This is a genomic window from Nocardioides ungokensis (assembly GCF_013466985.1).
Taxonomy (GTDB): Bacteria; Actinomycetota; Actinomycetes; order Propionibacteriales; family Nocardioidaceae; genus Nocardioides; species Nocardioides ungokensis.
Genome location: NZ_CP059164.1, coordinates 1,420,687 through 1,443,939, shown reverse-complemented (window position 1 = coordinate 1,443,939; position 23,253 = coordinate 1,420,687). Strand labels below are relative to the sequence as shown.

Genomic DNA, 23,253 nt, shown 5'->3' with positions numbered 1-23,253 from the left:
GGCGATTGCGCTCGAGCGCGGTCGCCTCGAGCCGGCGTAGGTCGTTGATCAGCCGTCACCGGCCAACAGGCCCTGCTTGAGGCTGTCCCAGTAGCCGAAGGTGATGACTGGCGCCGCCGCGGTCTCACCGACCTCGAAGCGGTACGCGAGCTCGGCGCGGCGCGCCATGTCGAACGCAAGCTGGTAGGCCTGGAAGTAGACTGACGACAACTGGGCCACCGTCCACTCGTACAGCTGTTGGCCCGTGTATCGGGACCGCAGGAACTCCTCGACGCTCCTGGCGTTGTCGACGGTGCGCAGCTGTGTGTCCAGCTCATGCTGTGCCACGGCCTCACGAACCTCCGCGGCGATGATCTGCTTCCCGAGCTGGACGAGCTCCTTGCGTGCCAGGTCAGCCTGATGCTGTTGCTCTGCGTACCGCCGCTGGTATCCGCCTTGCGCCTCCAGCAGCGATCCTGTGCTGTGCAGAATCCCGCTGATGCCTTCGAAGGCCCGGGCGAACGAACCCACGGAGTCGTTGACGTTCTGGCCCCCGTACTTGACGGTCACGACCGGCGAGCCACCGAAACCAGAAGCGCCGGCTTCGAACGACGGGACCAGGCTCGCGCCGCCACCCACGGTGTTCAGCACGGTGGCGACGACCTGTGAGACGACCGCGGCTGTGTGCACGATGGTCGCTGCGGTCTCCCAGTCGTTCATGTACGGCTGGGAGGAGTAGTAGTCGATCCGTGCCTGGACCGCGTCCCGGCTTTGCTCGATCGCCTCGCGCGAACGTTCGGCTTCGAGCAACTGGTCCTCGCGGACCCCTTGCACGAGCGCCACGACGGCCGTCTCGTTCCCGGCACGCAGCCGCTCTAAGGCGTCCTCGTCGCGCCGCTGAAGAGCGCTCAGCATCCGCTCCCCCAAGGCGCGGACGTCCGAGGCGGCCGACATGGCAGCGGAGAACAACGTCGCGTAGCGATACGGCGACGCGGCCGTCGGCTGGATGCCGACGACGGTGGTCAGATCCACGCCGGCGGCCGTGGCCCGCACGAGCAACGCCGGGTCGATGGGGGGCTCGAAGAGCGGCAGCTGCCGCACGTTGCCGGAGATGTCCATACAGTTCCTGATCTTGAAGAGCCGATCGGCCACACGATCCCAGTACGCGAGCAGGTCGTCGTTGGCGGGAATCGCGAAGTAGGACAGGTTGACGACAGGCAGCGCCTGGCTGTCCGAAGCGACGACGAGCGTCGGGCGCTCGGCGAGGTTCTCGAGCTGCACCTCGACCTGTTGGTTGCCGAACGGATCGAGGGCAGCGGCCGCGGTGAGTTCCTCGTACGACCGCCCGTCGCGCGGAGTCATCGGCACGTGTTCGGGTCGTCGCCCGAGCAGCTCGCCGGCGAGGACGTAGAGGAGCGTCGCCTCGTTGATCGCCTCGATGGTCTCCCGACGGAACAACTGGTCGCCCCAGCCCGTGAGGGCATCGATGTACCGCATCACCACCGCCTTCTGGTACGCGACCGGGCGGAAGCGCGCGATGACGTCCGGCATGAACGGGTGGTTGCGCCACTGGGCGATCTGCTGGCTGACCTCCGGGTCACTAGCGTCAGCGAGGATCGCCTCGATGCGCTGCCGGGTGGCGTCCTCCGAGGTGGTTTCGAAAAACGGCTTCGTGATCCAGTAGCGCTGCGGCGCGTCCACCGCCTCGGTGTTGGACGGGTCGAAGACGCGGTGGAACCAGTCGAGCGACTCCTCGAACCGCTGATTGGTGGCCAGCTTGCACGCGATCATGAACGGGATGTGGAAGAAGACCTCCCAGTTGTAGACCGACATGGCACCGGACCGGCTGAAGTCGATCGTGTCGGTGGCCGCCGTCGGATCGACGACGGCGACCCCGCCGACCGGGGCGTAGCCGGCGAACGAGAAGGCGTTGCCCGGAGGGTAGGACGCTGGGAAGCGCTGCATCGCACGGTTGAGCAGTCCGTCCGGTCCGCTGCGGTTCAGCTCGCGGACGAACAACGGGGCATAGGGGTGCGAGAACGGCTTGAAGGTGTACCGCTGACGCTGGACGCTCGTCGTCGAGTCGATCGTGACGTTCACCCAGTCCGAGGTGACGAAGTAGGACCGAGTGAGGTCGGTGTAGACGAACGGGCTCCGGTCATACGCGGTGTCGGCCTGGAGGCGGTGCAGCGACTGCACCGCCGCGAACGGCGAGCGGGCCGCGGTCAGGAGTGTCACGGTGGACCCGTTCGACAGCACGGTCAGGGAGCCGTCATTGCCGGTCCAGGTGTTGTTGACCATCCGGCCCGACTGCAGCCGCATCCCGTCGGGCTGGACGACCCGCGCGGAGACCTGCCGGGTCGTCCTCAACGGCTGGAGCGTGGCTTGTGGATCGCTGAGCGCGCGCACGTAGTCGTAGGAGTTGTTGACTGTGGACGCGTCGACCAGCTGGTACCGGCCGTCGAGCGACTTGAGACGAAGGGCGACGACGTGGCCGTCGAAGACGAACGACGATGAGTGCCATGGCCGCGCCGTCTTGTCGAAGGGCTGGCCCAAGGCTTGGCGGGCGTCGTTGATCGGATTCCAGAAGGATCGGCTGTTGAACTCCGGACTCATCGAGATGTAGACGTCGAGCCACATCTGATTCTCGGCCACGTGGTAGCGCGGCTTGAGGCTGTACGAAGTCGTCGGTCGCGGCCACGGGTGGATCAGCACGTGGGGCGCCGTCTGCTTGGGGGTCCATGCGCCCTGGCGCCGGAGCGTCCATGCCAGCTTGAGCTCGACCTGTGTCGGTGCCTCCGGGCTCTGCTGGGTGTTCGGGTTCGCCTTGGCTGCAGGCTGGCGCTGCTTCTTCTGAGGCTTCGTCTCCGTCTGCAGCCAGAAGAGGTGCAACGTCCGGTTGTAGACGACCGGGAGCACCTGCTCTCCGGTGATGTCGACCTCGATGGGTTCCCACGGCGACCACAGGGCCGCGTTGAGGTCGTAGCTGCGGTAGTAGTACCGGAACGGCTCGCCCCGGGTGCGCCCGACGACGTGGAGCACGTTGACGGAGGGGCCGAGGTCGTCCCACGGATGGTCGTCGTCGATCTCGTGGTGCACGCCGACGACCTCGAGGTTGGCCACGGTGGTCAGCTTCTCGAGGTAGTCGCGCATGGCGACTTCGCAACGTTCGGCAGTGACGTCGCCGGAGAGGATGGACTGCTCGAGGTCCTTGAAAAACGGGGTCTTGTCGTCGCGCAGCTCGGGAGCGATCCAGTTCTCCGGGTAGAGGAAGACCTTCCGGTTCGCCTCCCAGAGCCGGTAGCTCTTCATCCACGTCCACTGGTGCCAGGAGTTCGGGGCGGACAGGTCGCCCTTCTCGTCGGTCGTGATGACGACCTTCGGCTTCTCCAGGTTGAGGAAGGCGCGTTGGACGAACATCTGGGTGCTGCCGATCGCCTGCTTGAGGCGCGACGTGAGCGCGCACGACGACATCTCGACGTCGATGAGGAAGTACCGCAACAGGTCGTCGGGCCTGGTCCAGCGCTGCGGGTTGGGGTAGTCGGCCCCGTCGATCTGGACGGTGAGAGCCTCGTTGCGGGCAGAACTCTCGAGGAGGTACGCCACGAGGGCGTCCCGCTTGCGCTCTCGCCACGTGTCCTGCAGTGGGGTTAGGACGGAGAGCCATGCACCTCGTTCGTACTTGGCCTTCGCTGCACGTGTGACCGACGAAGAGATGCTTCGTTCGCTCGGACCGGCTCCACCGCGGTCCCGGGTGGCCCACACGGCGGCTTCCGCGGCCGGCACCCCGAGCCGCTTCACGACGGCCGCGACGTCGACCAGGCGTCGTCCGACCATCGGGTCGGCGTACGCCGCGGGGTCGCCGCCGTCCAACACGGAAAGGGTCGCGGCGTCGATGCCCGACAGGGTCGTCGCGATGGCCCGGACGGCGTCGAGCGGCTGACCGGAGGTCGAAGCATGGACGAGGTCGTCGGGCGTGCTGGTCGGCGAGCTCGGCGCGGCACCCGGCCCCGCCGAGAGAGACCGGGACCCCGTCAAGAGATCGCGGCGAACCGAGGCCCAGCGGAGCAGTCGGACCCAAGCCGCGCCGAGCGGTGCCGCGGGCTCCGTCTCCGCCGGTAGGTCGGTCAGCCGCAGGCCCACCGCGTCCACGTGAGTCAGCATCCAGGCCAGCTCGTCCTCGTCGAGCCTGAGCAGGTTGACCACCCGTCCCGCCTTCAGCACGCGGCGGTAGACCTCGAAGAGGCGCGGGAAGTCGGCACGGGTGACCTCCGCATGCACGTAGTCCCCATCCGGCCTTCGCGCAAGAAGCTCGGGGTCCGCGAAGGCATCGCCGAGAACACCGCCGGCATCGCTGAGGCCGAGCAGGCTGCCGACTTGGCTGGGCAACAGCCTCGTGGTGATCGCCAGCGCCGAGATCACGGCCCCGGCCGGGTCGGGTGCGGAGTTGGCGCGCAGGCTCTCCCGCAGCGACGAGAGTGCAGCACCGATCGAGGCGTCGGTGATGGCGAAGGGGGATTCGGGGCGCGCGTGCAGGAGGAAGTCCTGTTCCGTCGGGGTGGCCCCGCAGCCGCGCAGGAGGTCGACGGTCTCCAGGAAGGTGAGCATCTGCCTCGGTGAGGCGAACGGGTCGGCGACGACCGGCTCGGCGAGGTCACTGAGAAGCAGGAGCTCGGCCAGGTTGAGATGGAGGGTCCTGGCCAGCTCGACCCAGGCGACGAGGCGCGACAGAGTCGGGAGGTCGTTGGCGGTCCCGGTGCGCGCCAGCAGTGCGCTGACGTCCGCGTCGGTCGCTGCCAGGGCGGCGCACAGAGCTGGGCGGTGGTCGGTGAGGTCGCTGCCGTCCGGTTGCGGGTCGAAGGCGGGGTCGGGTGTGCCGGACAGGGCGCGTGCCCGGAACAGCAGGTCGTATCGCGACGGCGCGGCGTCGGGGAGGGACGTGGGGTCGGTCGGACTCGGCCGCCCGACGACCGGGAGCGTGCCGAACCACGTGGCCAGCTGCAGAACATCGACACCGAGCCGCTCGGCGACCCGCCGGGCCGCGGCGAGGGCGACCAGAGCGTCATCACCGAGCGTGCCTGCTCCGATCCGTGGAGCGCGCAGGAGAAGATCCAGCTCCCAGGTGTCCCAGGGGGTGTGGCGCGCGAGTCGGAGCAGCCGGTGGATGCGGTCGAGGACCCCCGGGGTGACCGCGTCGAGCGTCTGCTCGTTCAGGTCCGCACTGTCTGCGGGGCGAGTGAGGTGCACGCGCGGGTCACCGTCCGGCGTGATCCAGCTGCTCTGCAGCAGCAGCTGGAGCTGGAGGTAGGTCAGCCCCGTGCGCTCCAGGATCTCCAGGACGGGGATCGAGGCTCGGCTCGCATCGAAACCCCAGTAGCCGCCCTGGTCGCCAGCCGCGTCCTTGGCAGTGGTCACCAGACCGGCCTCGTGCACCGATATCCCGAAGAGCTCCGCCGCGACCTCGGCCGGCCGGTCAGGGCCGAGGAGATCCATCAGCCGCCAACGTGGCACGCCGAGATGCTGGAGCAGCACCCGGATCTGGTCGGCCCAGAGGTCGTAGGAGGAGGACATCGGCAGGTCCGCGACGCGCAACGCGTCGTAGACGCTGCCGTCCTGGTGCTCCGGCGCTGCGCGGAGCTCATCGGCGGGCAGGGTGGTCTGCAGGTCCACCAGCCCGGCCGAGCCGGGGAAGGCACTCTCCAGCACCTCGTTGACCAAGTCGATGAACGGCAGAGGGGTCTCGGTGTTGGCGCAGTCGAGCTTGACCTTGGTCAGGTCGGGCCGCCGTGCCTTGAGCGCGTCGAGCACGCTGCCGCCTCCGGAGTTGGCCTGGTGGCTGTCGAGGAACCGGAAGACGTCGGCGAGGTAGGCGGCCGGCCCGTACACGGACGCACAGTGCGGGCAGTCGCAGGCGTCCAGCGGCCCGAACAGCAGCTCCAGATCGGGCAGGTCCGAGAGCACCTGGGCCCGGGTCGCCGCGGTCAGAACGTGCGGTGCCAGCGCTGCCGGCATCGTGGACTGCACCTCGGAACGCATCTCGCCGAGTCGCTGGAGCACCTGGGCGTACTGGAACTCGGCGAAGCCGTGCATCGACTCCGCGACGGTCCCGTCGACCCCACTCGCCGTCATCGCCGAGACGAACGACTCCCGGCCCATGCCTAGGATCTGGACCGAGCTGTGCAGGTGGTTCGACAGCAACGCAGTCGCAGCGTCTGCCGTCGGAGCGATCCGATGGACCCGCTGCAGAACCTTGAGCTCCGTGCGCGTCTCAGGCTCGAGCTGCAGGTTATTCACGGCCGCGTAGGTGTCGATGTTCGAGACCCGCAGCTCCAGGTCCGGGTGCTCATCGATGATCTGCTCTACGGCGTCGAGGTGGTTGAGGCCGGTGGCGTCGCTCCGCTTCACCGCGGCCACGACCGCCACGGTCGGGTACAGCCGCTGGGCCTGGGCAGCCATTGTGCGGGCGTACGTCGCCCGGCGCGCCTCGTCGGTGTCGCCGTCCGTGCCGTCCGGGACGGCGCCGACGTCGGCGACGAGCTGGGTCCAGTCGGCCTGGTCCAGCTTGGCGAGCGCGCGGGGTGAAGCACCGGTGAGGTTCTGATCGAGTGCCTCCACCATCGGGCCGAAGTTCTTCGCGACCGTGCCGACCTGGACCGTCCGTTCCAACGAGCTCAGGGCGGCCGCGCCTCCGTAGGTGGCAGGGGAGGCGTCCAGCAAGCTCCAGAAGCTGGGCCCGAGGCCACCGGCCTGGACAAAGGCATCGGCGATCGCGTCGTACTTCGCGGGCGGCACCGTGCTGTTCTGCAGCGCAGCCCGCAGCGTCCCGTTGCCGACCAGCAGCGGCTGATCGAGGGCGAAGCGGCGGCGCGCGGCGGCGAGGTCGGCGAGCACGGCGTCGCGCCTCGCGGCCAGGCTGACCGGCACGAGGTTCTGTTCGAGGGCGGCGTTGATGGCGGCCGCGGCCAGCTCCGGCTCCATCGCGGCGACGCCCGAGGCGACAAGGTCCGTGAGCTGCTCGATCAGCGTCCAGCCGTGGGTCTGGGCCAGCAGGTCGTTGGGCAGGCTGCTCGGCAGGCTCTGCGCGAGGAACGCGAAGCAGACTGTCGCGTCCAGCTGGGCACCCAGCTTCGCCGCGGCCCGCGCGGCCAGGACCAGTCGCATGACGTCGTCCTGGCTGAGCCCGGCGACCTGGGCGATCCTGCTGACCTCAGGCCTGTCCTCGGTCTCGACGAGGGTTGTCACGTCGGCGCAGCCTGCGGCGCGCAGTGCGGCGAGCTGCGTCTCCTGCAGGGACTGCCCTCGGTAGGGATAGTCACCCTCGGTGAAGTTGACCCAGGTGATCATGGTGGGGTTGACCACCCGTTTGGTGCCGATCTCCGCGCCCCCGGGCGCGGTGAAGCGCACCCGCAGCGCCAGGGACGGGATCGATTGTCCGCTCGCCGGGTCCTTCGGGACCTCGAACGGGAGGTCGTAGAACCCGTTGGCCAACGTGGTCCGGGTGGCCAGCACCACCGGCGCCCCCGTCGGGGGGTCGGACGAGAGCTCCACCGTGACGCCGGGCCGTCCGGTCCAGGAGGCGTCCCTGACCGCGCCACGGATCCGGTACGAGTGCTCCGGCCCGGGAGTGGCGGCCCGGATCTGCAGGTTGAGCGCCCGCACCGTGGCCGCGTCCGCCGCACCGGTCTGCGGCAGACCGCTCGCGGCCTGGAAGGCGATGACGGCCTGGCGGGTGCTCGCGCCGAACCGCGACGCCTTGAGCTCGCCCTCCGCGGGCGCGTGGCCGAGGAAGGCCAGCGCGCGCTGCAAGGTCGGCACGTGCTTGTTGGCCATGTTCAGGCGCAGCTGCCGTGGGATCGTCTCGAGATCGGCGGGGTCGGGGGGGCCGACTTTGGGGGCCGGTCCGCGCCGGCTGGCGGCGACTGAGTTGATGCGCTCGAAGGTCGTCGTGTCGACGGTCCCGGTTGCGGGCAGACCGAGTGAGGTCTGGAGCTTTCGTACCGCGTCCTGGGTGCTCGGACCGAGGTTGCGTGCGGAGAGCTCGCCGGCATCGATCGTCACGTCGAGATGCCGGATCTCGGCAGCCCGCCGGATCCTGCGCTGGAGAAGGTAGGTCTGCCGCTTGGTGGAGAGCGTTGCGGTCAGCGCCGCCTCGCGCAGGGTTCCCAGGGTCTTGGGGCCGATGAGCCCGTCCTCGCTGAGGCCGTTCGCCCGCTGGAAGTCCTTGACCGACGCGATCGTGGACGCGCCGATCTTGCGCGACGCCGTCTCCGCAGAATCCGGCGCGAACCCGACCTTGGTCAGCATCTCCTGCACGCTCGAGGTCCGCAGCCGACTCGTCGCGACGTGCTCGTTCGCGGTTTCGGCAACGATCCGCGTCACCGTCGCCGTATCCGCCCACCCCGTCTGCGGCAGCTCTGCCCGCCTCTGAAACTCGGTCAGCGCCGCCCTCGCGTCGGCCAGAGAGCGCGCACCATCGGAGCCCGCGGCGGCAGCAGCGCGCGGGGCGAGCGCTTCTACCGCCGCCGCGGCGGCGAGGGTACGACGCCGTCCTTCCGGCAGGTCTTGCACTGACCGCGCAAACTCCATCGCCCGACCCGACATGATGCCTCCCTTGGTTCAGAAGATCTTGTTCCACACCCATTTCGCGCCCCGACCGATGCCTTTCCCGACCGCGATCGGGACGAACACCGGCGCGGTCACGATCGCGGTTCCGGCCGCACCGACGGCCCCCAACGTGCTCGAGCCCGTGACCCTTTCGACCAGGGATCCCCCTGCCATGGCGACGTCGGAGATCGCTGTGTTCTCGTTCGTGTATTCGCCGAGCTTCCAGCCGGCTACCCCCGCACCGACCACCGCTGCCGGGGCAGCGATGACGGTGCCGGCGCCGACCAGCGTCGTCGAGCCGACGGCTGTACCCCCAAGCGCGAGGCCGCCGCCCGCGAACGCCGTCCCGTTGAGCGCGGCCGAGCCCCATCGCCCTTCGGACACGTCCTCGCCGAATGCGTAGGCGGAGTACACCGTGCCCGCGACGGCCAGACCCGTTCCGCCAGCCCGCAGCAGGGTGCGCGCGGTCGAGGCCGGGGCACCAGTCGGGGCCTTGAGCGAGCCCGCTGGGGCCTCCACCTCGGCAGGTGCGGGCACGGCCTCGGGCTGGGCGGGCGACACCGCCTCGGGCGACGTCCCCTTGGCTGACCCCGAGAGCCGCGTCGGCTGCTCCGACGACAGCGTCTGTCCCGCCTTGAGGGCACGCGGCGCAGAGCGTGGGCCGTTGGGGACGCGGGTCGGCGTGGCGCCGGCCTTCTCGAGTTGGTCGGCGGAGGAGAACACCTCGTTCAGCGCGTCGTCTGGCGACAATCCCGCCTCTCGTAGCTTGTAGTAGGACTTGACGTCCTCGAACCACTGCGAGGGCGACGCTGAACTCGATGAACCGACGGTGGTCTCGCCGGACGCGTTAATGGTCACCCGGCCGGTCTTGGCCGGGGCACCGTTCATGTCGCTGCCCCATTGCGCACGGTTCAACGCAGATTCCACCCGTTGGCCGCCGGCGTCGTTGTAGCCAGGAGAGTTCGTGCTCACCGACCGCCCACCCCAGAACTCGGACGCTGACGTGCGGCTCGCGCCAGGACCAGCGTTCCTCGACGCCACCTGATGGACGTGGTCACCTCTGACGGTCCGGTACGGACCCGAGACGGGCTTCACCGGCTCACGACCAGTTGGGTCCGACAACGTCACCGGGTTGAGGTCACAGAACACGTACAGGTTGAGCTGCGGCACCGGGTCACAGCTGGTCCAGCGAGCCAGCCACGGCGCGTAGTAGCGGGCGCCGTAGTAGCACAGCCCGGTTTCCTCGTCCCGCTCCTTACCGGTGTACCGGTAGCGCTTCGGAGTCTCCGTCTGACTTCGCACCGCCTGGTAGGTCGAGCTGCCGTACGGCGAGTACTCCTCGTAGGAGATGATCCGCGCACCTTCGTCGAGCTCGAGGCCGACGGAGCCGAGGTGGTTGCCGGCTTGGTACCGGATCAGCTGGCGCGGAGCCGGGTCGTTTCCGCCCGTGTCGAGCGTGCGCGTCTCGACGAGGGCGACGCTCTGCTGGTCGTCGGTGACGTGAAGCGTCTCCCGTTCGAGGGTCGCGGTGCCGGCGCCGATCGGCCCAGGGTGCCGGCGGTGGAGCTCGACTCCGCCCAGGTAGATCCGCTCCTCCACCAGCCCTGGTGCCTTCTCCCAGATCTTGCGAACACGCTGACCTGAGGCGTCGTAGACGGTGTGAGCCGTTCCGCCGCCGCCGAGGTCCGCCTGCACCGCGCGGTCGTCGTAGTCCCAGTGCAGGTTCGGTCCGGGCTGGCCCCCTCCGAGGTGTGGCAGCCGGGTCATGTTGCCGTGGACATCGTGCAGATACAGCTCGACAGCGGCGCCGCCGACCTGCGTGCTGGTCAGCCGGTTGCCGACCCGGCCCCCCTCGATCAGGCTCGCCTCGGTGTAGGAGTAGGAACGCGTCCAACCCCCCGGTGCCGTATCGGAGCGGCGGTGCTGCATCTGCAGGATGTTCCCGACGGCGTCGTACACGTAGCGCTCGACGTAGGTGCCCATCGCGTTGCCGTCGCCGGGAGCAAAGCCACCGCCGCCGTCGGCACTGACAAGACCCACGCGACCGTCGTCGACGTACGTGTGGACGAGAAGCGCACCGTTCTGGCCCAGATGCTCACGCCCCGTCGCCTGCACCAGACGGTAGAGCGCGTCGTAGACGTAGTCGTTGCTCGGCTCGACGCGCTTGTTCGCGAAGAAGATCGCCTGCTGCGCGTCGTCCGCGACGTGCGTAATGTTGCCGGCCGCGTCGTAGGTGTAGGACAGGCTCTGCAGCCGGCTGCCCGGCCAGCGCGCGACGGGAGGTTGCGGGTCGTCGCCCGGGAACGTTGCGGCGCTGCGGTTCGTGACCAGGGCAGTGAGGCGGAACGTGAGCGGGTCGTAGGCGTAGGACGTGCTGGTGCCGTTCTTGTACTGGATCCTCACCCGCCGACCGTGGGCGTCGTATTCGATGTCGTCGACGCCGACGGGCGACGACGGCTCGGTCGTGGGGTCGAGCAGCGCGTCGGGCTCGTCCGCGCGCTCGAGCCAGACGTCCACCCGCTCGAGCAGGTTCGCCTCGTTGAAGAGTGGCTGGATCACGTTGCGCTTCGCCCGGGCCAAGCTGCTGTGGGGCTCGACGGACTGGATCGTGCGGTTGAAGGCGTCGTAGCGCGTGCTGCTCTCGAACGTCTCGCCGTCCAGCACAGGCGCCTGGCTCCAGTCGGGGATCGCGGCGTAGTCAGTGACGAACCGGCGGGTGCTGTGCAGCAGGTTGCCCTTGAAGTCGTACGCCGCCTGCGGATCTCCGTTGCCGTCGAGGCGGGCGCTGGTCGTGACTCCGGCCGAGTCGGAGCGTCGGTAGGTGCGCGTGCGCAGGTTGAGCTGTTGGGCGCGACTCCGCTCGGCGTCCGTTGCGCCCGGAGCCGGCTCGCCGTACTCGATGCGATCGACGAGGAGTTCCGCACCGATCGTGCGCGGATCGGAGCTCGGATGCGCCGGATCAGGGTCGGCGAAGGTGCCCCGGACATACTGCTCGATCCGCCTGCGGAGCTCGTCGTAGACGACGCGCACGTCGTGGCCGCGACCATCCCAGGACCGGATCGAGTTGCCGACGACGTCCTGGAGCATCCATCGGGGCCCTGCCTCGATGCTCAGCTGCCTGATCCGATGGCCGAGCATGTCGTAGTCGTAGAGCACGACGACCCGCTGCTCGACGGTACCTGTCGGGATGCCTCCGACCGCCGGTCGGCGCTCGTCGCGGACAGCGCGCTGATTCCCCTCGATGTCGAGATCGGTGCGGGTGACCACCGCATCCTCCGTCCCGTCGAGGTCGTGCCCGGGGCAGACCAGCCGGTTGTGAGCGACGGTGAGGAAGGGGCGGCCGAGGGAGTCGAGATGTGCGACCGCAGGGGTGTCGGAGTGAGCGGCGGCCCGTTGCGCGGCGTCCTGCTCGGCGCCTCCGAGGGCCCCACCGACTCGCTGGTGGTACCAGGTCTGCCATCCGGGCCGGGTGACGAAGTACGCGTCGACGTACCCGCCGACGTCGGGATCGGTGCGGGGGTCTCCGGTCTGCGACCCGTGCGGGGCGCAGGTGTCGTTGGCGTCGTACGTCGACTGCCGCCAGGCGTCGAAGACGACCTTCTCGTAGACGTCGTTCGGGTGCAGGGTGGCGACGACGCGCTCGACCGGGTCGTAGAACAGGACGGGGCTGACTCCCACCGTGATGCCGAGCTCGAAGTCGTGGGTGGCGCTGAAGAAGGGCTCGTACTGACGAACCGGCTTGCCCTTGTTGTTGAAGACGGTCCATCCGCTGCCCACCCACCGTGGGCTGATGACCGGGGCGAGCGGCTCGCCCGGATCCACCGGACCCGGCTCCGCCTGGACCTTCTTCTGGATCTCCCGGCCGAGGCCGTCGGAGTAGGAGAAGCTGACCTGGATGCGGGCGTCGTCTTCCGGTGGGAGGTCGCTGACATGGGTCTCACGGGCGATCGTCGCCGCGCAGACGGGCTGCCAGCGGGAGGGGTCGTCGGGGTGGTCCTCCTTGGTCCGACGGAACCGGTCGAGGTCATAGACGATCCTCGTGCTCGCGTCGTGCAACAGCCCTCGACCCGCGACGCGCGGGTCACCGTCACCGAAGAAGCCGTCGACCTCGACTGGGGTGAGGTCGGCGTCGAAGCCGACCAGCGAGTCACCCTCTGCCGGTGCCGGTGCAGGTTTGCCCATCACGGCTGTGCCCGCGACCAGGCCGAGCGTGTCGAACGCGACCTCGTTCTGGTTGCCGTTCGGATCGCTGACCAGCCGCGGTTCCAGGACGCGATAGTCGTTGGCGTCGACCGTTGTGCGGTTCCCGAGCGCGTCCTGGGTTCCGGCGACCAGCAGGCGATGCTCGTCGAAGTCGACGACCGCGTCGTGTCCGAACGGGTCGCGGAACCGACGTACGCAGTAGAAGTCGTGGCGGGCCTGCGCCAACTCGGCGGCCGGGGCGGCGGCTGTGTCTGTGGTGAAATACGAGGTGCCGGACGGCACCCACCAGGTGTCCGCGGGATCCTGCGCTTCAGGGAAGCGGCCGTCGGCAATCAGGGTCTGTCCGGCGACGTAGCCGCCCCGGTCACCTCCCTGTCCGCCGAGGACCACTGACGCGTCGGGCACGAGCGTCTCGGCCGGTTGACCCACGCGCGGGCGTTGCAGCAGGGCGAGCAGCCCCGCCGTGAGAGCCAGCTGGTAGGCCTCGCCTCCGAGTGCCTGCGACTCGAGCTGTCCTAGTGCGAGCAGGCCGCTCAGGTCGTTGCGCCGGTAGAGGGTTCGGTCATGCTCGATCGGCCGCCGACAGCGGCCGGCCGTCGGCGCCTGCTCATAGCCGACCTCGTCGGTGAATCGCAGCCGCACCCGCCGCGGATCGGTCGGATCAAGCTCGACCAGGTCCGACGCCAGGAAGCGGCCCGAGGCCGACGTCGGCGCGAACCCGGTCAACTCGAACGTCACAGCCTCAGCGGGCAGTGGCGAACGCCGACCATCGGGCTCGACGACGGCGTTGGTGGTCCTGTTCTGCGAGTACGTGACGACGGTGGCGGTCTGCTTGGCCCGGTCGGCGGGGTCGAGGCCCGCAAGTCCCGGGTTCGGCGTCACCCGGACGTGCCCCTCACCATCGATGACGCGGACCTGCGGGCGCCGGCCATAGCCGACGGTCGCCGCTGGAGGGTGTTCCCCCACTCGTCGACCTCGAGCGTGAGCGAGTGCTGGAGGCGGGGGTCGGCGGGGTTGCGCTCGTAGTGGAAGGTGAGCGCCTCTCGCGCGTGCGGGAGGAAGACGGCGTGACGGTTGCCCGCACGGGGCTGCACCACCCGGACCGCCATGTTCTGCTCTGTGACGGTGTACGGGGTGTGCGCGCGGCGAACGTCGTCGTCGCCGCTGCCCGGTCCTGCGTCATCGGCGTAGAGCTCACGTCGCAGCACGGTGCCCTTGAGCGCCCGGCACGCCTCGCGCTCCTCCTCAAGGCTCAGGCCGCTCGGCAGGACGGTGTCGGCGAGCAGGAGGTCGTGCGCCTCGCTCGCTGTGAGCCCCGGCTCTCGGAAGTACTCGCCCGACTCGGTGCCGTCGAGGCTCCCCGCATACCGGTCGGCGATCTCGTCGCGGGCGCGGAATGCACCGGTGTGGAACCAGGTCTTGGTGTGCACGGGCGGCACGACCGAGTCGAGTGCGATGTTGGCGCCAGGGAGCGCACCGGCCGACAGGGCAGCCATCTCCTCGGTGTCCCATTGCTCGACCATGCCGAACCCGCGGAACTCACGCTCGTCGCCGTCGTAGTAGCCGTCGTGGTAGGCGTAGCGGGCGACGAAGCGGTTCTGGCTGACCTGGTCGTAGGTCTGGACACGCTCGACAACGTGCACGGGGAACGGCAGACGGGTCACCCAGGGCCGTCCGTCGAGGCGGTCCCGCACGAAGAACTTCGTGGACGGCGCGTACTCGACGCGTGTCTCCGCCCCGAGATTGTTGCTCGACCTCACCAGAAGGTGCGGCTTGCGGCCCCCCATGAGGTCGACGTAGCGCAACGGCCGGCGGGTGTCCTCGGCCAGTGGTGAGGACCAGACCAGGCAGGTGGTGCCGTTGCCGAGCAGGTCGACGGGGATGACCCGGACCAGGTCGTCGGCGTGCGGGAACACCTTGAGCTGGTGCGGCGCACTCCACCCGTTGCCCGACTGGTTGAAGTAGAGCCGGACGCCGTCGCGGTGCAGGTAGATGAGATCGACGGTTCCGCTGCCGTCGATGTCGGCCAGCAGAACTCGCCTGGGGTCGAACAGGTCCGGGTTGTCGAACCACGGGGCGTCGTCCATTGTCACCTTGGCGCCGAACCGGCCGCGACCGAGGTTCGGCCAGTAGCAGACCTCGCCGTTGCGGATGCGAGCGATGTCGGGGAGTCCGTCGCCCGACAGGTCGGCGAGGTAGGTGGACTGGCTGGCGTCGGCGAAGACGACTCGCGGGCTCTGCTGCTCGTCGAGCCGGTGCCCGACCCTCTGCTCAGGGCCGAATCCCGCCTCGCCGCGGGAAGGGTGCCACACGAGAGCGTCGTCATCGGTGATGAGCAGCTCGGCCCTCCCGTCACCGTCGAGGTCGACGAACCGGAGGTTGGGGTCATGCATGTCCCGGGTCAATGGGGCGGCGAAGGCACGGAACGGGAGCCAGCCCTCGTCGTCATCGTGGGCGAAGAACCCGGGCGTCGGGCGCTGCCAAAAGTCAACGACGTCGGGTCGTCCGTCGCCTGCGAGGTCGAGCAGCTCGGCGCCCGTTGCGAAGGAGAGGCTCGGCTTCGTGGCGACGGTCTCGGCCCGGGCAAGGCGCGCCCTGCCGGCGCGCCCGTCCTCCGCGACGGGGCTCAGGTTGCGCTGGTAGAACCAGGCACCGTCGTGCTCGCTGAGGACGCCGGCGACGCCGTCGCCGTGAAGATCGGTCCAGCGGTAAGTGGACCCATCGAGGCCGACGGGAAGCTGATCCAGACTTGTCGGGTCGAGCTGGCCCACGTCGTCGCTCACCATCGGGTCTGTGTATTCGAACTCCACGGGCGGGAGGCTCCGCGCGTCGTAGCCGGCACCATCTCGTCGGTAACCGGTCTGCGTGACGGCGCGCAGGAACGTGTAGATCGGGTTGCGCTCGTCGGCAGGCTGCTGCTCGTCGGAGTAGGTGAGGTCGGTGGAGCGCGTGAGACAGTCCGTGCCGACCTGCGGCTCGTCAGGGAAGTGGTGGAACATCAGCACACGGCGGCAGATCCGGTAGGTGCGTATCTCGAACCCGGCACGGTAGGAGGAGAACGGGTCACGGCGTGCCGACCAGGTGCGGTCCTCGGTCGGAGTTGGCGCGTCCGTGCCGTGCTCGCCGTAGTCGAGGACGACCTCGAAGAGCCAGTCGCCTCCGGCGGAAGCATCGATCGAGGGCGGCTCCGGCCACGGGATCGCGGGGTCGAGCACCGGGAAGTACGGCGAGCCGTTGGCGTAGCGGATGCGCTTGAGATAGCGCTGCGCCGAGCGTGAGCCAGCTGTCCGGTGGCGTTCGTGGGCTTTGCTGACGGGGCTGCCGAGAGCGTCCTCGAAGATGCCGTCAGAGTCTTCGGACTTGTAGCCGTAGCTGACGACGTTGCCCTTGTCGTCGTGCGTCTCACAGGTGAGCCAGCTGAAGATCCGGGTGGGGTCCGCCGGATCGGCGACCCGGCTCTCGGCGGTCCTGCCGTACAACGTGGTGACGTTGTCCCTGGAGATCGAGCGCCAGAAGACCTCGGCTCCGTCGTCAGTGTCGGTCCAGCGCTCGATCCGCGCGAACAGACCCTCGATCCGCGGCCGATAGGGGTCGACACGGTAGATGTGGCCACCGACTGTTCGCGTCGAGGTCTCCCGCCTCCACGCCCCGCCTCCGTCCTGAACCAGGCACGGCACGAGGTCCTCGGCCCCGGAGAGTACGAAAACGTCCGACTCCTCCGCGTCGAGGTAGCGCGGCAGCCCCGCGTCCGTCCTTCGGGTGATCGCCGGCAGCGCGAGACTCCAGCCGAATCCGAAGGCGCCGTTGCCGGCGCCGGAGTCGTAGGACAGAGCGAGTGACGGGCCGAAGCCCGACCGCCCTGGACTGACGGCCACCGGGATCGACATGGAGCCCGTCCCGGTCACAGGGTTGGCCTCGAACTTCTCACCCATGCCCCGGATGGCGCCTCCGCCCTTGGGCAGCGACACGGTCGGTGGAGCGCTCGCCGATGCTGGGCGCGTCCGCGACCCTTCACGGAGGTCGTCGTCCATCGGCCCGGTGACCATGTGCGCTACCTCGCGCCGCCTGTGTGTCGCCTAGTGCTCGTCGTCTGCTGAGACGCGGAGCCCGACGTTGCCAATGCGACTGCCCAGCGCCTTGCGCAGGTAGGTCTCACCGTCCGGGAAGAACATCCCGAGCACGAATACGACAATGGTCGTCGTGAAGCCAGTGAGTGCGGCGATCGTCGCGTCGCTGAACGTGTCGTTCCAGAACGTCGCAGCCGCGATCGTCCAGAACAGCGCCGAGATGGCAGCGCCGACACTGGCGACGTTGACCTTGTCCGATGTGGCCATGATGCGACTCCTTCTCCAGGTGGACGTGTGCTGCAGGGGACGGTGGCTAGAGGCTGAGTTGGAAGGTGACAGTGCCGAAGGCGCCCTCAGGCAGGTCCATGAACCGCACGTACCGAGTGCTCCGGTCGAGCTCGCGTCCGGTGAGTGGCGCCAGAAGCCCGTACGTCTCCCCCGTCATCGCGTCGGAGAGCAGCGCCCGATAGTCCTTGTGGTCAGGGAGGCCGAGGTCGTAGAACACCCTCCGGGCTGCGTTCGGCACACGGATGTTGGGCTGCTCCATGCCATGGCCCAGGAACCAAGTCCGACTGGCCGAGGTCGGCCGCGACCCGCTGACCAGGGCCGCGTGTGCCTCGATATCGGGCTGGTTGTCGTCGTTGCAGTTGCGCACGCGCAGCTCCCACGGCGTCATCGGCAACGGCAGAACGGTGCCCTCTCGTACGTCGAAGTCGACGCGAAAGTCGCCGCCGGGCGTGATGTAGCGGAGCGTCCCCAGCGGGCTCCGGCTACCGCCGTCGTCCCCTGACTCCTTCTGAGTGGCCCAGACCAAGAGGCTGGTAGGCCCCAGGACCCCATCGCCGCGGATCACGCGCAGCTGGTGTCCCGGCGGAATGACGGCGTTGCCGGTCGAAAACTTGAGCGTCATGACGACCCCGATCTCGTCTCGTGGTGACGCGTCTCTTGCTCACTGCGATGCAGCGTTGCAGCGTGATCGCGGTGCAAGAACCATTGACATCCGTGAGATGTGGGCCGGCGACGGTTCGCCTCAAACATCCCGAATTTTGGGTAAGTCCAGGCTCTCCGGCGAGCAGGTCGCCGAATCGCGCGAATCGTGTGGTGCAAGCACGCGTCTTCGGGCACGTCCCGGCGTCTCGGCCGGGCCTCGGAACACGGAGGGAGCCTCGGGTGAGCCCTCAGAGCGCCGATCGCAACTTCCTGCTCCGACTCCCGCGGTATACGCGTGATCGGCTGGCCAACCGACGTCTGCTCTCGGCGCTCAGGGCCGGTGAGCCGATCGACTGGCGCCGGTTGGACAGCCCGGCGCGCGTCACGCGCAGGCTGCTCGAGCTCGGGCTCGACTCCTACGTCGAGCTGCTCTTCGATGGCGTTGCCAGCGGAAGCCACGCCTATCTCGAGATCCTCAGGGCCACGCGGCACTCGAGCGCTCCGTCCCTCCTCCGGGGTCATGCAGCCGCGGCGGCGACCGGACGCATCACAGGGGACGGCGAGAAGACTCCTACCGGAACAGGCTTCCTCATCGGCGGCAGCCTCATGATGACGTCGGAACGAGTCCTGTCAACGCCCGACGTCGCCAAGCGGGCATCGCTCGTGTTGACGACGACGGAGGCGGGAGCACCCGGGACGGACCGCGTGCCGCTGAGACCGGACGACTTCTTCTACAGCAACAGCGACCTCGGGATCGCGGTGTCGGCCGTAGTTCGGCCGACCGGTGCGCCCTCTGCTCGGTCGACGATATCGGTGGCGGGCGGCTCCACGATGGTCGTCGGCGAGCGCGCCAGCCAGCTTTGCGCCGAGGATTCCGGCGTCGTGCAGGTCCACCGATGTCTCATCGATCTTCGTCACGGGAGGTTCCTGCAGTATGCGATCGGGGACGGTGACGTGGACGGGGAGACACTGCCTCCGCCCGGGGCACTCGCCGATCCCGGCACGGCGATGTCGCACGGAGCTCCGATGTTCGATGCGGGGTGGAACCTCGTCGCAATGGTCCGGGACGCAGCCGGGGACGTCGGCGAGGCTGTGGAGGCTCGCGAGATCGAGGTCGAGCTCCGCCGCGTCGGCGAGCACTATGGAGCGGCCGCGCTCGGATTCCTGGATGACGCGTTCCGCGTAGCCGCGCCCGTCCGCAACACCTCGCCGTCCTTGGAGCCCGACGTCACCGAGGTCGTCGTCCCGGTCCGCGTTAGGATCTCGGTCGCGTCCGAACCGCCGCCTGCGACCCGGACCGAATCCGAAGAGGAAGCACGAAGCAGCGCCGGCACCCTGGCACCGCTTCCCATCCCCGGGATCGACCTGAACGCCACCAGTGGTCCCGGCGAGGTCCCCAGCTGGACGAATGAAGGGGCGCTCGGGCGCCGCGGTGCCGAGCACTTCTTCCGTGCCCAGGAACACTTCGCAGGCCAGCCGGACGAGTCGCGCCTCTGGTACTGGGGCACGCGACTTCTGCTCGAGGCGCGCCGCAGGCCGAAGCTCCGTGCTGTGCCGGGATACGTCTACACGGCGGCTGGGTTCCTGGATCCGCACGCGGAGCGAAACCCGGACGGCTACTTCGGGCTGATCGTCTACACGACCTCGGCGACCGACAGTCCTCTGGAGCCCCGGTTCCTGAGCAGGATCGACATCGACGGAGAACGGTTCCCGGTCGTCGTGCGGCCGACCAGGTTCGAGCTTCAGGCACCGACCGTGCAGCCGGCAGACGGATGGTCATCCTGCTGGGCCCGGACGAAGGTCAAGAGCGATCAATCCCTGGGGCCGGGCATCCTCACGGCACAGCACGTCTACCCCCAGTACACGCAGGGACAACGAGTTCCGCTCGCCAACGGTACGTACGGCCGGTTGCTCGACGTCGCCCCGCCAGGCATCGACGCTGCCATCGTCGAGACCAGCGAGGCACCGCCGCCCACCGCCGGGCCCATGACGCTGACCCCATACGTCGCAGCCGGTAGCCCGGTCACGATGCAGCTACGCGGCCGCCTACTGGAGACCGTCGTCGTGGAGACGAACAACACCTTCCTCATCTTCAACTCTGCCGCTCTGCCGTTGCGGATCGGCTTCCAGCACGCAGGGACGGCGGGCGACTCGGGAGGGCTCGTCCTGGATCACACCGGCGCTGCGATCGGGATCTACCTGGGTATGGCGGTGAATGTCGCGGAGCAGAGGCTGGGCCTTGCCCAGCACCTGTTCCAGGCGAGCGAGGTCATGGGAGGGATGGAGGTGTTGCATTGACGACCGAGGAGTCCACGCCGGACACGATTTGGTTTGTGAGCGCTGCGGATGTCTCCGGGCCGGGCGTCACGCTCCACAAGAGCAGCGGCGCCACGACCGCACTGACGAGACGCTTCGACGAGGTCAAGGAGGACTGGCGGGCGATGGTGACCAGTATCATCAACCTGGCCAACACGACCGATGCCCTCGCGCCGAAAGCGGGCCTGCGCCTAGACGAGCTGACGATCGAGCTCGGGTTCACCGCGGCCGGGAAGCTGGCATTCATCGCGGAGGCGGGGGTCTCGGGCTCCATCACCCTGAGCTTCAAGCCGGGCGAAGGTCGAGCGACCCCCTGAATGCACATGCCGCAACGATTCCCATGGCGAGCTTCCCGCTGCGCGAGCTCGGCGGCAGGGTCACGGGGACGTCGACTCTGACGTTCGGAACTCTGCTGCCCTGGGTGACGCCTGCGAACGGCCAGAGCGTCAACGTGCAGATCAATCCATTCCGCTGGTGTCGCTTCACCTCGAACACTCCGTCGACCCAACTTCGGTGACCTGTGGAGGGACGAGCTGGATCTCCAGGATCCAGTAGACCTGCCGCCGCGCAATTGGTGGGTCACCCGGGTATCTACGTCTATCGCCCCGTGGTCACCGACCCACGTCAGGGCCGCTGCCACCCGCTTCCCAAGACACGCGGCACGCATGCTATGAAGGTTCGTAGGTGGCGATGCGCACCTTGAGGCCGAAGGGTCTCGGGGGGGTCGCGTGTATGGCGGGGTGAAGTTCTACCACGGCGCCGCGAAGGCAGCGCGAGCGTATGTCGAGCGCGACCGGCCTGACGTCTCCGCGTCTGCGTGGCCCGTACGCCAATGCTGAAGCTCTTCGAGAGTGGCTAGCCGAAACAGTCCGCGATCGATCCGGGTGAGGAACGGTTCCCTCTTGGAGAACTGTGACCGGTCGCCGACGTTCCAGCACGCTCCACGGATGTGCGTGCGCACGGTTCGATCGTTGGCCTGCGAGGGAGCATGCCGGCGAAACCACGACAGTGCTTCCTGAGACGTGAAGGCTCCCGACTGCGTCGCGGCGTACTCGCGCAACCGCTCCCACACCGTTAGAGACGTGCCACCGTTCATGCGCTCACGCTTTCACAGGCTGCCCACGTCGGGGAGCCCATCGGCTACAAGGGGGTCGCTCCGATCGGGTCGGATCGACGGGTTGGTTGCCTGTGCTGAGGGTGGGTCACTCGTCGGGCTTCCACCCTGGCGGGATATGCGCGGCCCCCGCGGTCTCGCAGAAGTAGAGAGTTGCCGGCCCGTAGGCCGGCTCGTCGTTAGGAACGGTGACTAGCGCGTCACCGCATGTCGGGCACACGAATGTCATGAGGTCGACGGTAGGTGATGCTTGGAACGTCCGTAGTGGTCTTGCGTCGAACTCATCAGGACCACCGAGGCAGCGTCATACCGCCGCCTGTTGGCTGCCTGAACGAGCTGTCGAGACTGATCTTCAGTTGACTCGCGGCTCGAACTTGGGGGCTTCCTGCGAGGTGCGTAGCCAACGGAGTTCGCCGTGAACCTCACTGTCTGGGTAGGCCGACACGTCGTAGGACCGTGACGCCGGCAGGACCATCAGCCAAGGTGTCGTTGCCTGCTTGAATCGGCTGACCTGCAGCCAGGCTCGCTGGACCGGGAGCAGATCAACGATCCGGTCGAGCAGCCCGATGAGGGAAGACACCGGGACGATCGCCGCGAACTCGGCATCAACCCGGACACTGAGACTTGGGGGTGTCGGCGGGGCCAGGTCTGGGTCTTCTTCTAAGTCGGTCAACGCTAGGTGGTAGCCGAGGGACGCCGTTGCGTGGTCCGGCCAGGTGTTCCCGAACGCGTTCGTGCGGGTGGCGCTGATGTCGACCTCGGCTAGGTCCCCACTGCGAACCCTGCCCAGGAGTCGGGACCAAGCCGACGGGCTGGCAGTCGTGACCCCGAAGCGTCCGCTGGTGTGTCGCGTGGCCCCGCCGACCTGCAGCTCGAAGGCACCAGGCTCGGCCTGCTCGCCGTAGTGCACGCCTCGACCCTGGAAGAGGAACGCGCCCACCACCGCGATGACCACCCGCTCGTGCACCACGGCCAGCGCATCCGCGACGGCCGCCGGGTCCGCGCCCTCGGACCATTCCACCACCAGGGAAGCGCTGAGCGGAGGCGCGATCGCGTGCAACTGCCAGTCGACACCCGATCCAGCACCAGACTGGACGCTGCCGCGGTCGGCGCCGTCAATCACTTCGAACAGCAACGGCGGGCGGCCGTCCGGCACCCCCGCGCCCGGAGTCCCGACATGGGTCCGCGCCCACGTCGCGGCCGCGGTGAGGGAGCCAGTGTGCCGCTCCGGGACCTGCACCCAGTCCCCGGTCGCACCGGTCACCTGCGCGAGCAGCGACTCGTCACATCCGAACAGGGTCACCGGTGGATCGGTCGCCAGGTACAACGTTCGATGCCACTCCACGAGGCAGGGTGGCTCACCGAACCGCCCCATCAAATCCCCTGCGTTCAGGTGCGCCCACCCCGGAGAGGAGTGGTCCAGCGCGATGGCCCGCGGAGGCCGTGGCGACGGGATGTCGGCCGACGGGACCGAGATGACGTAGGGCTCACCCTCGTCGACCATCTCCGTCTCGACACCGTCCAGGCCCAACAGAGAGCGCAGCATCCACCAGCCGGTCTCAGCGAACACGTCATGTGTCATGAGTGCCCCTTCAACCGCACCCCGATCCAGGTCCGCGAGGCCGCTGGCGGCACCCCATGCCACCACTTCCTCCGCACACGCAGCGGCCCGCTCCGTCAAGGTGTCCTCCAGCTCATCGGGGTCCACGCTCGATAGCCAGCGATGGGCTGCCGCGAAGTTCAACGCCGCAGGCTCCCCGTACATCCAGGACCACTCCCGACCGTCTGGAAAGCGCCCAAGTAGGAGGCACCAGTCGGAATCCTCGATCCGCACGGCCAGAAGCGGTCGCGAGGGGAGCACCGAAACGTCCTCGACGGATCCATCCTCGACACCGCGCCAGCCACGGTCCGTCCGCGTGTACACGAACGAGGTCGTCAACCCCATGCCCGAAGACTCCCAGAAGATGCCGATGACCACCGCACGTCGCGGTATCCGAACCAGCGTCTTTGCCGCCCAGCGGCGCGTGGAAGCGAGACCCT

The 23,253-nt window shown here is 68.5% G+C and carries 9 protein-coding genes; 2 read left to right on the top strand and 7 right to left on the bottom strand.

The genetic code is table 11. The annotated features are described in order from the left end of the window. Positions 1–48 precede the first annotated feature (48 nt). The 5 genes from H0S67_RS07130 to H0S67_RS07115 form a co-directional block, all read right to left on the bottom strand. The gene (locus tag H0S67_RS07130; protein ID WP_180936015.1) at positions 49–8,283 is read right to left on the bottom strand and encodes a neuraminidase-like domain-containing protein; all 8,235 of its coding nucleotides are present in this window, start codon (positions 8,281–8,283) and stop codon (positions 49–51) included. Between the two features lie 312 nt (positions 8,284–8,595). After that, entirely contained in the window at positions 8,596–13,668 is a 5,073-nt protein-coding gene (locus tag H0S67_RS23250) for an RHS repeat-associated core domain-containing protein (protein ID WP_219635539.1), read from the bottom strand. Next, complete coding sequence (locus tag H0S67_RS23245; RefSeq protein ID WP_219635538.1) at positions 13,665–16,718, bottom strand: SpvB/TcaC N-terminal domain-containing protein; 3,054 nt, start codon at positions 16,716–16,718, stop codon at positions 13,665–13,667. The genes H0S67_RS23250 and H0S67_RS23245 overlap by 4 nt, the downstream gene beginning before the upstream one ends. A 144-nt stretch (positions 16,719–16,862) precedes the next feature. Then, the gene (locus H0S67_RS07120; RefSeq protein ID WP_180936014.1) at positions 16,863–17,120 is read right to left on the bottom strand and encodes a hypothetical protein; all 258 of its coding nucleotides are present in this window, start codon (positions 17,118–17,120) and stop codon (positions 16,863–16,865) included. Positions 17,121–17,166: 46 nt separating this feature from the next. Beyond that, positions 17,167–17,763, bottom strand: a complete 597-nt coding sequence (locus H0S67_RS07115; RefSeq protein ID WP_180936013.1) for a hypothetical protein — start codon at positions 17,761–17,763, stop codon at positions 17,167–17,169. A 260-nt stretch (positions 17,764–18,023) separates the two neighbouring features. Here H0S67_RS07115 and H0S67_RS07110 point away from each other — a divergent pair, with 260 nt between their 5' ends. Both H0S67_RS07110 and H0S67_RS07105 read left to right on the top strand, forming a co-directional pair. Beyond that, the gene (locus tag H0S67_RS07110; RefSeq protein ID WP_180936012.1) at positions 18,024–20,081 is read left to right on the top strand and encodes a hypothetical protein; all 2,058 of its coding nucleotides are present in this window, start codon (positions 18,024–18,026) and stop codon (positions 20,079–20,081) included. Continuing rightward, the gene (locus H0S67_RS07105; protein WP_180936011.1) at positions 20,078–20,416 is read left to right on the top strand and encodes a Pepco domain-containing protein; all 339 of its coding nucleotides are present in this window, start codon (positions 20,078–20,080) and stop codon (positions 20,414–20,416) included. Before H0S67_RS07110 ends, H0S67_RS07105 begins: the two co-directional genes overlap by 4 nt. 431 nt (positions 20,417–20,847) lie before the next feature. Here the strand turns inward: H0S67_RS07105 and H0S67_RS27900 are convergent, their stop codons facing one another. After that, a complete protein-coding gene (locus tag H0S67_RS27900; protein WP_425489893.1) occupies positions 20,848–21,195 on the bottom strand; it encodes a DUF7669 domain-containing protein in 348 nt (115 codons plus the stop codon). A gap of 370 nt (positions 21,196–21,565) precedes the next feature. After that, positions 21,566–23,191, bottom strand: coding sequence for a hypothetical protein (locus tag H0S67_RS07100; RefSeq protein ID WP_180936010.1), 1,626 nt, complete (start codon positions 23,189–23,191; stop codon positions 21,566–21,568). Positions 23,192–23,253: the final 62 nt, after the last annotated feature.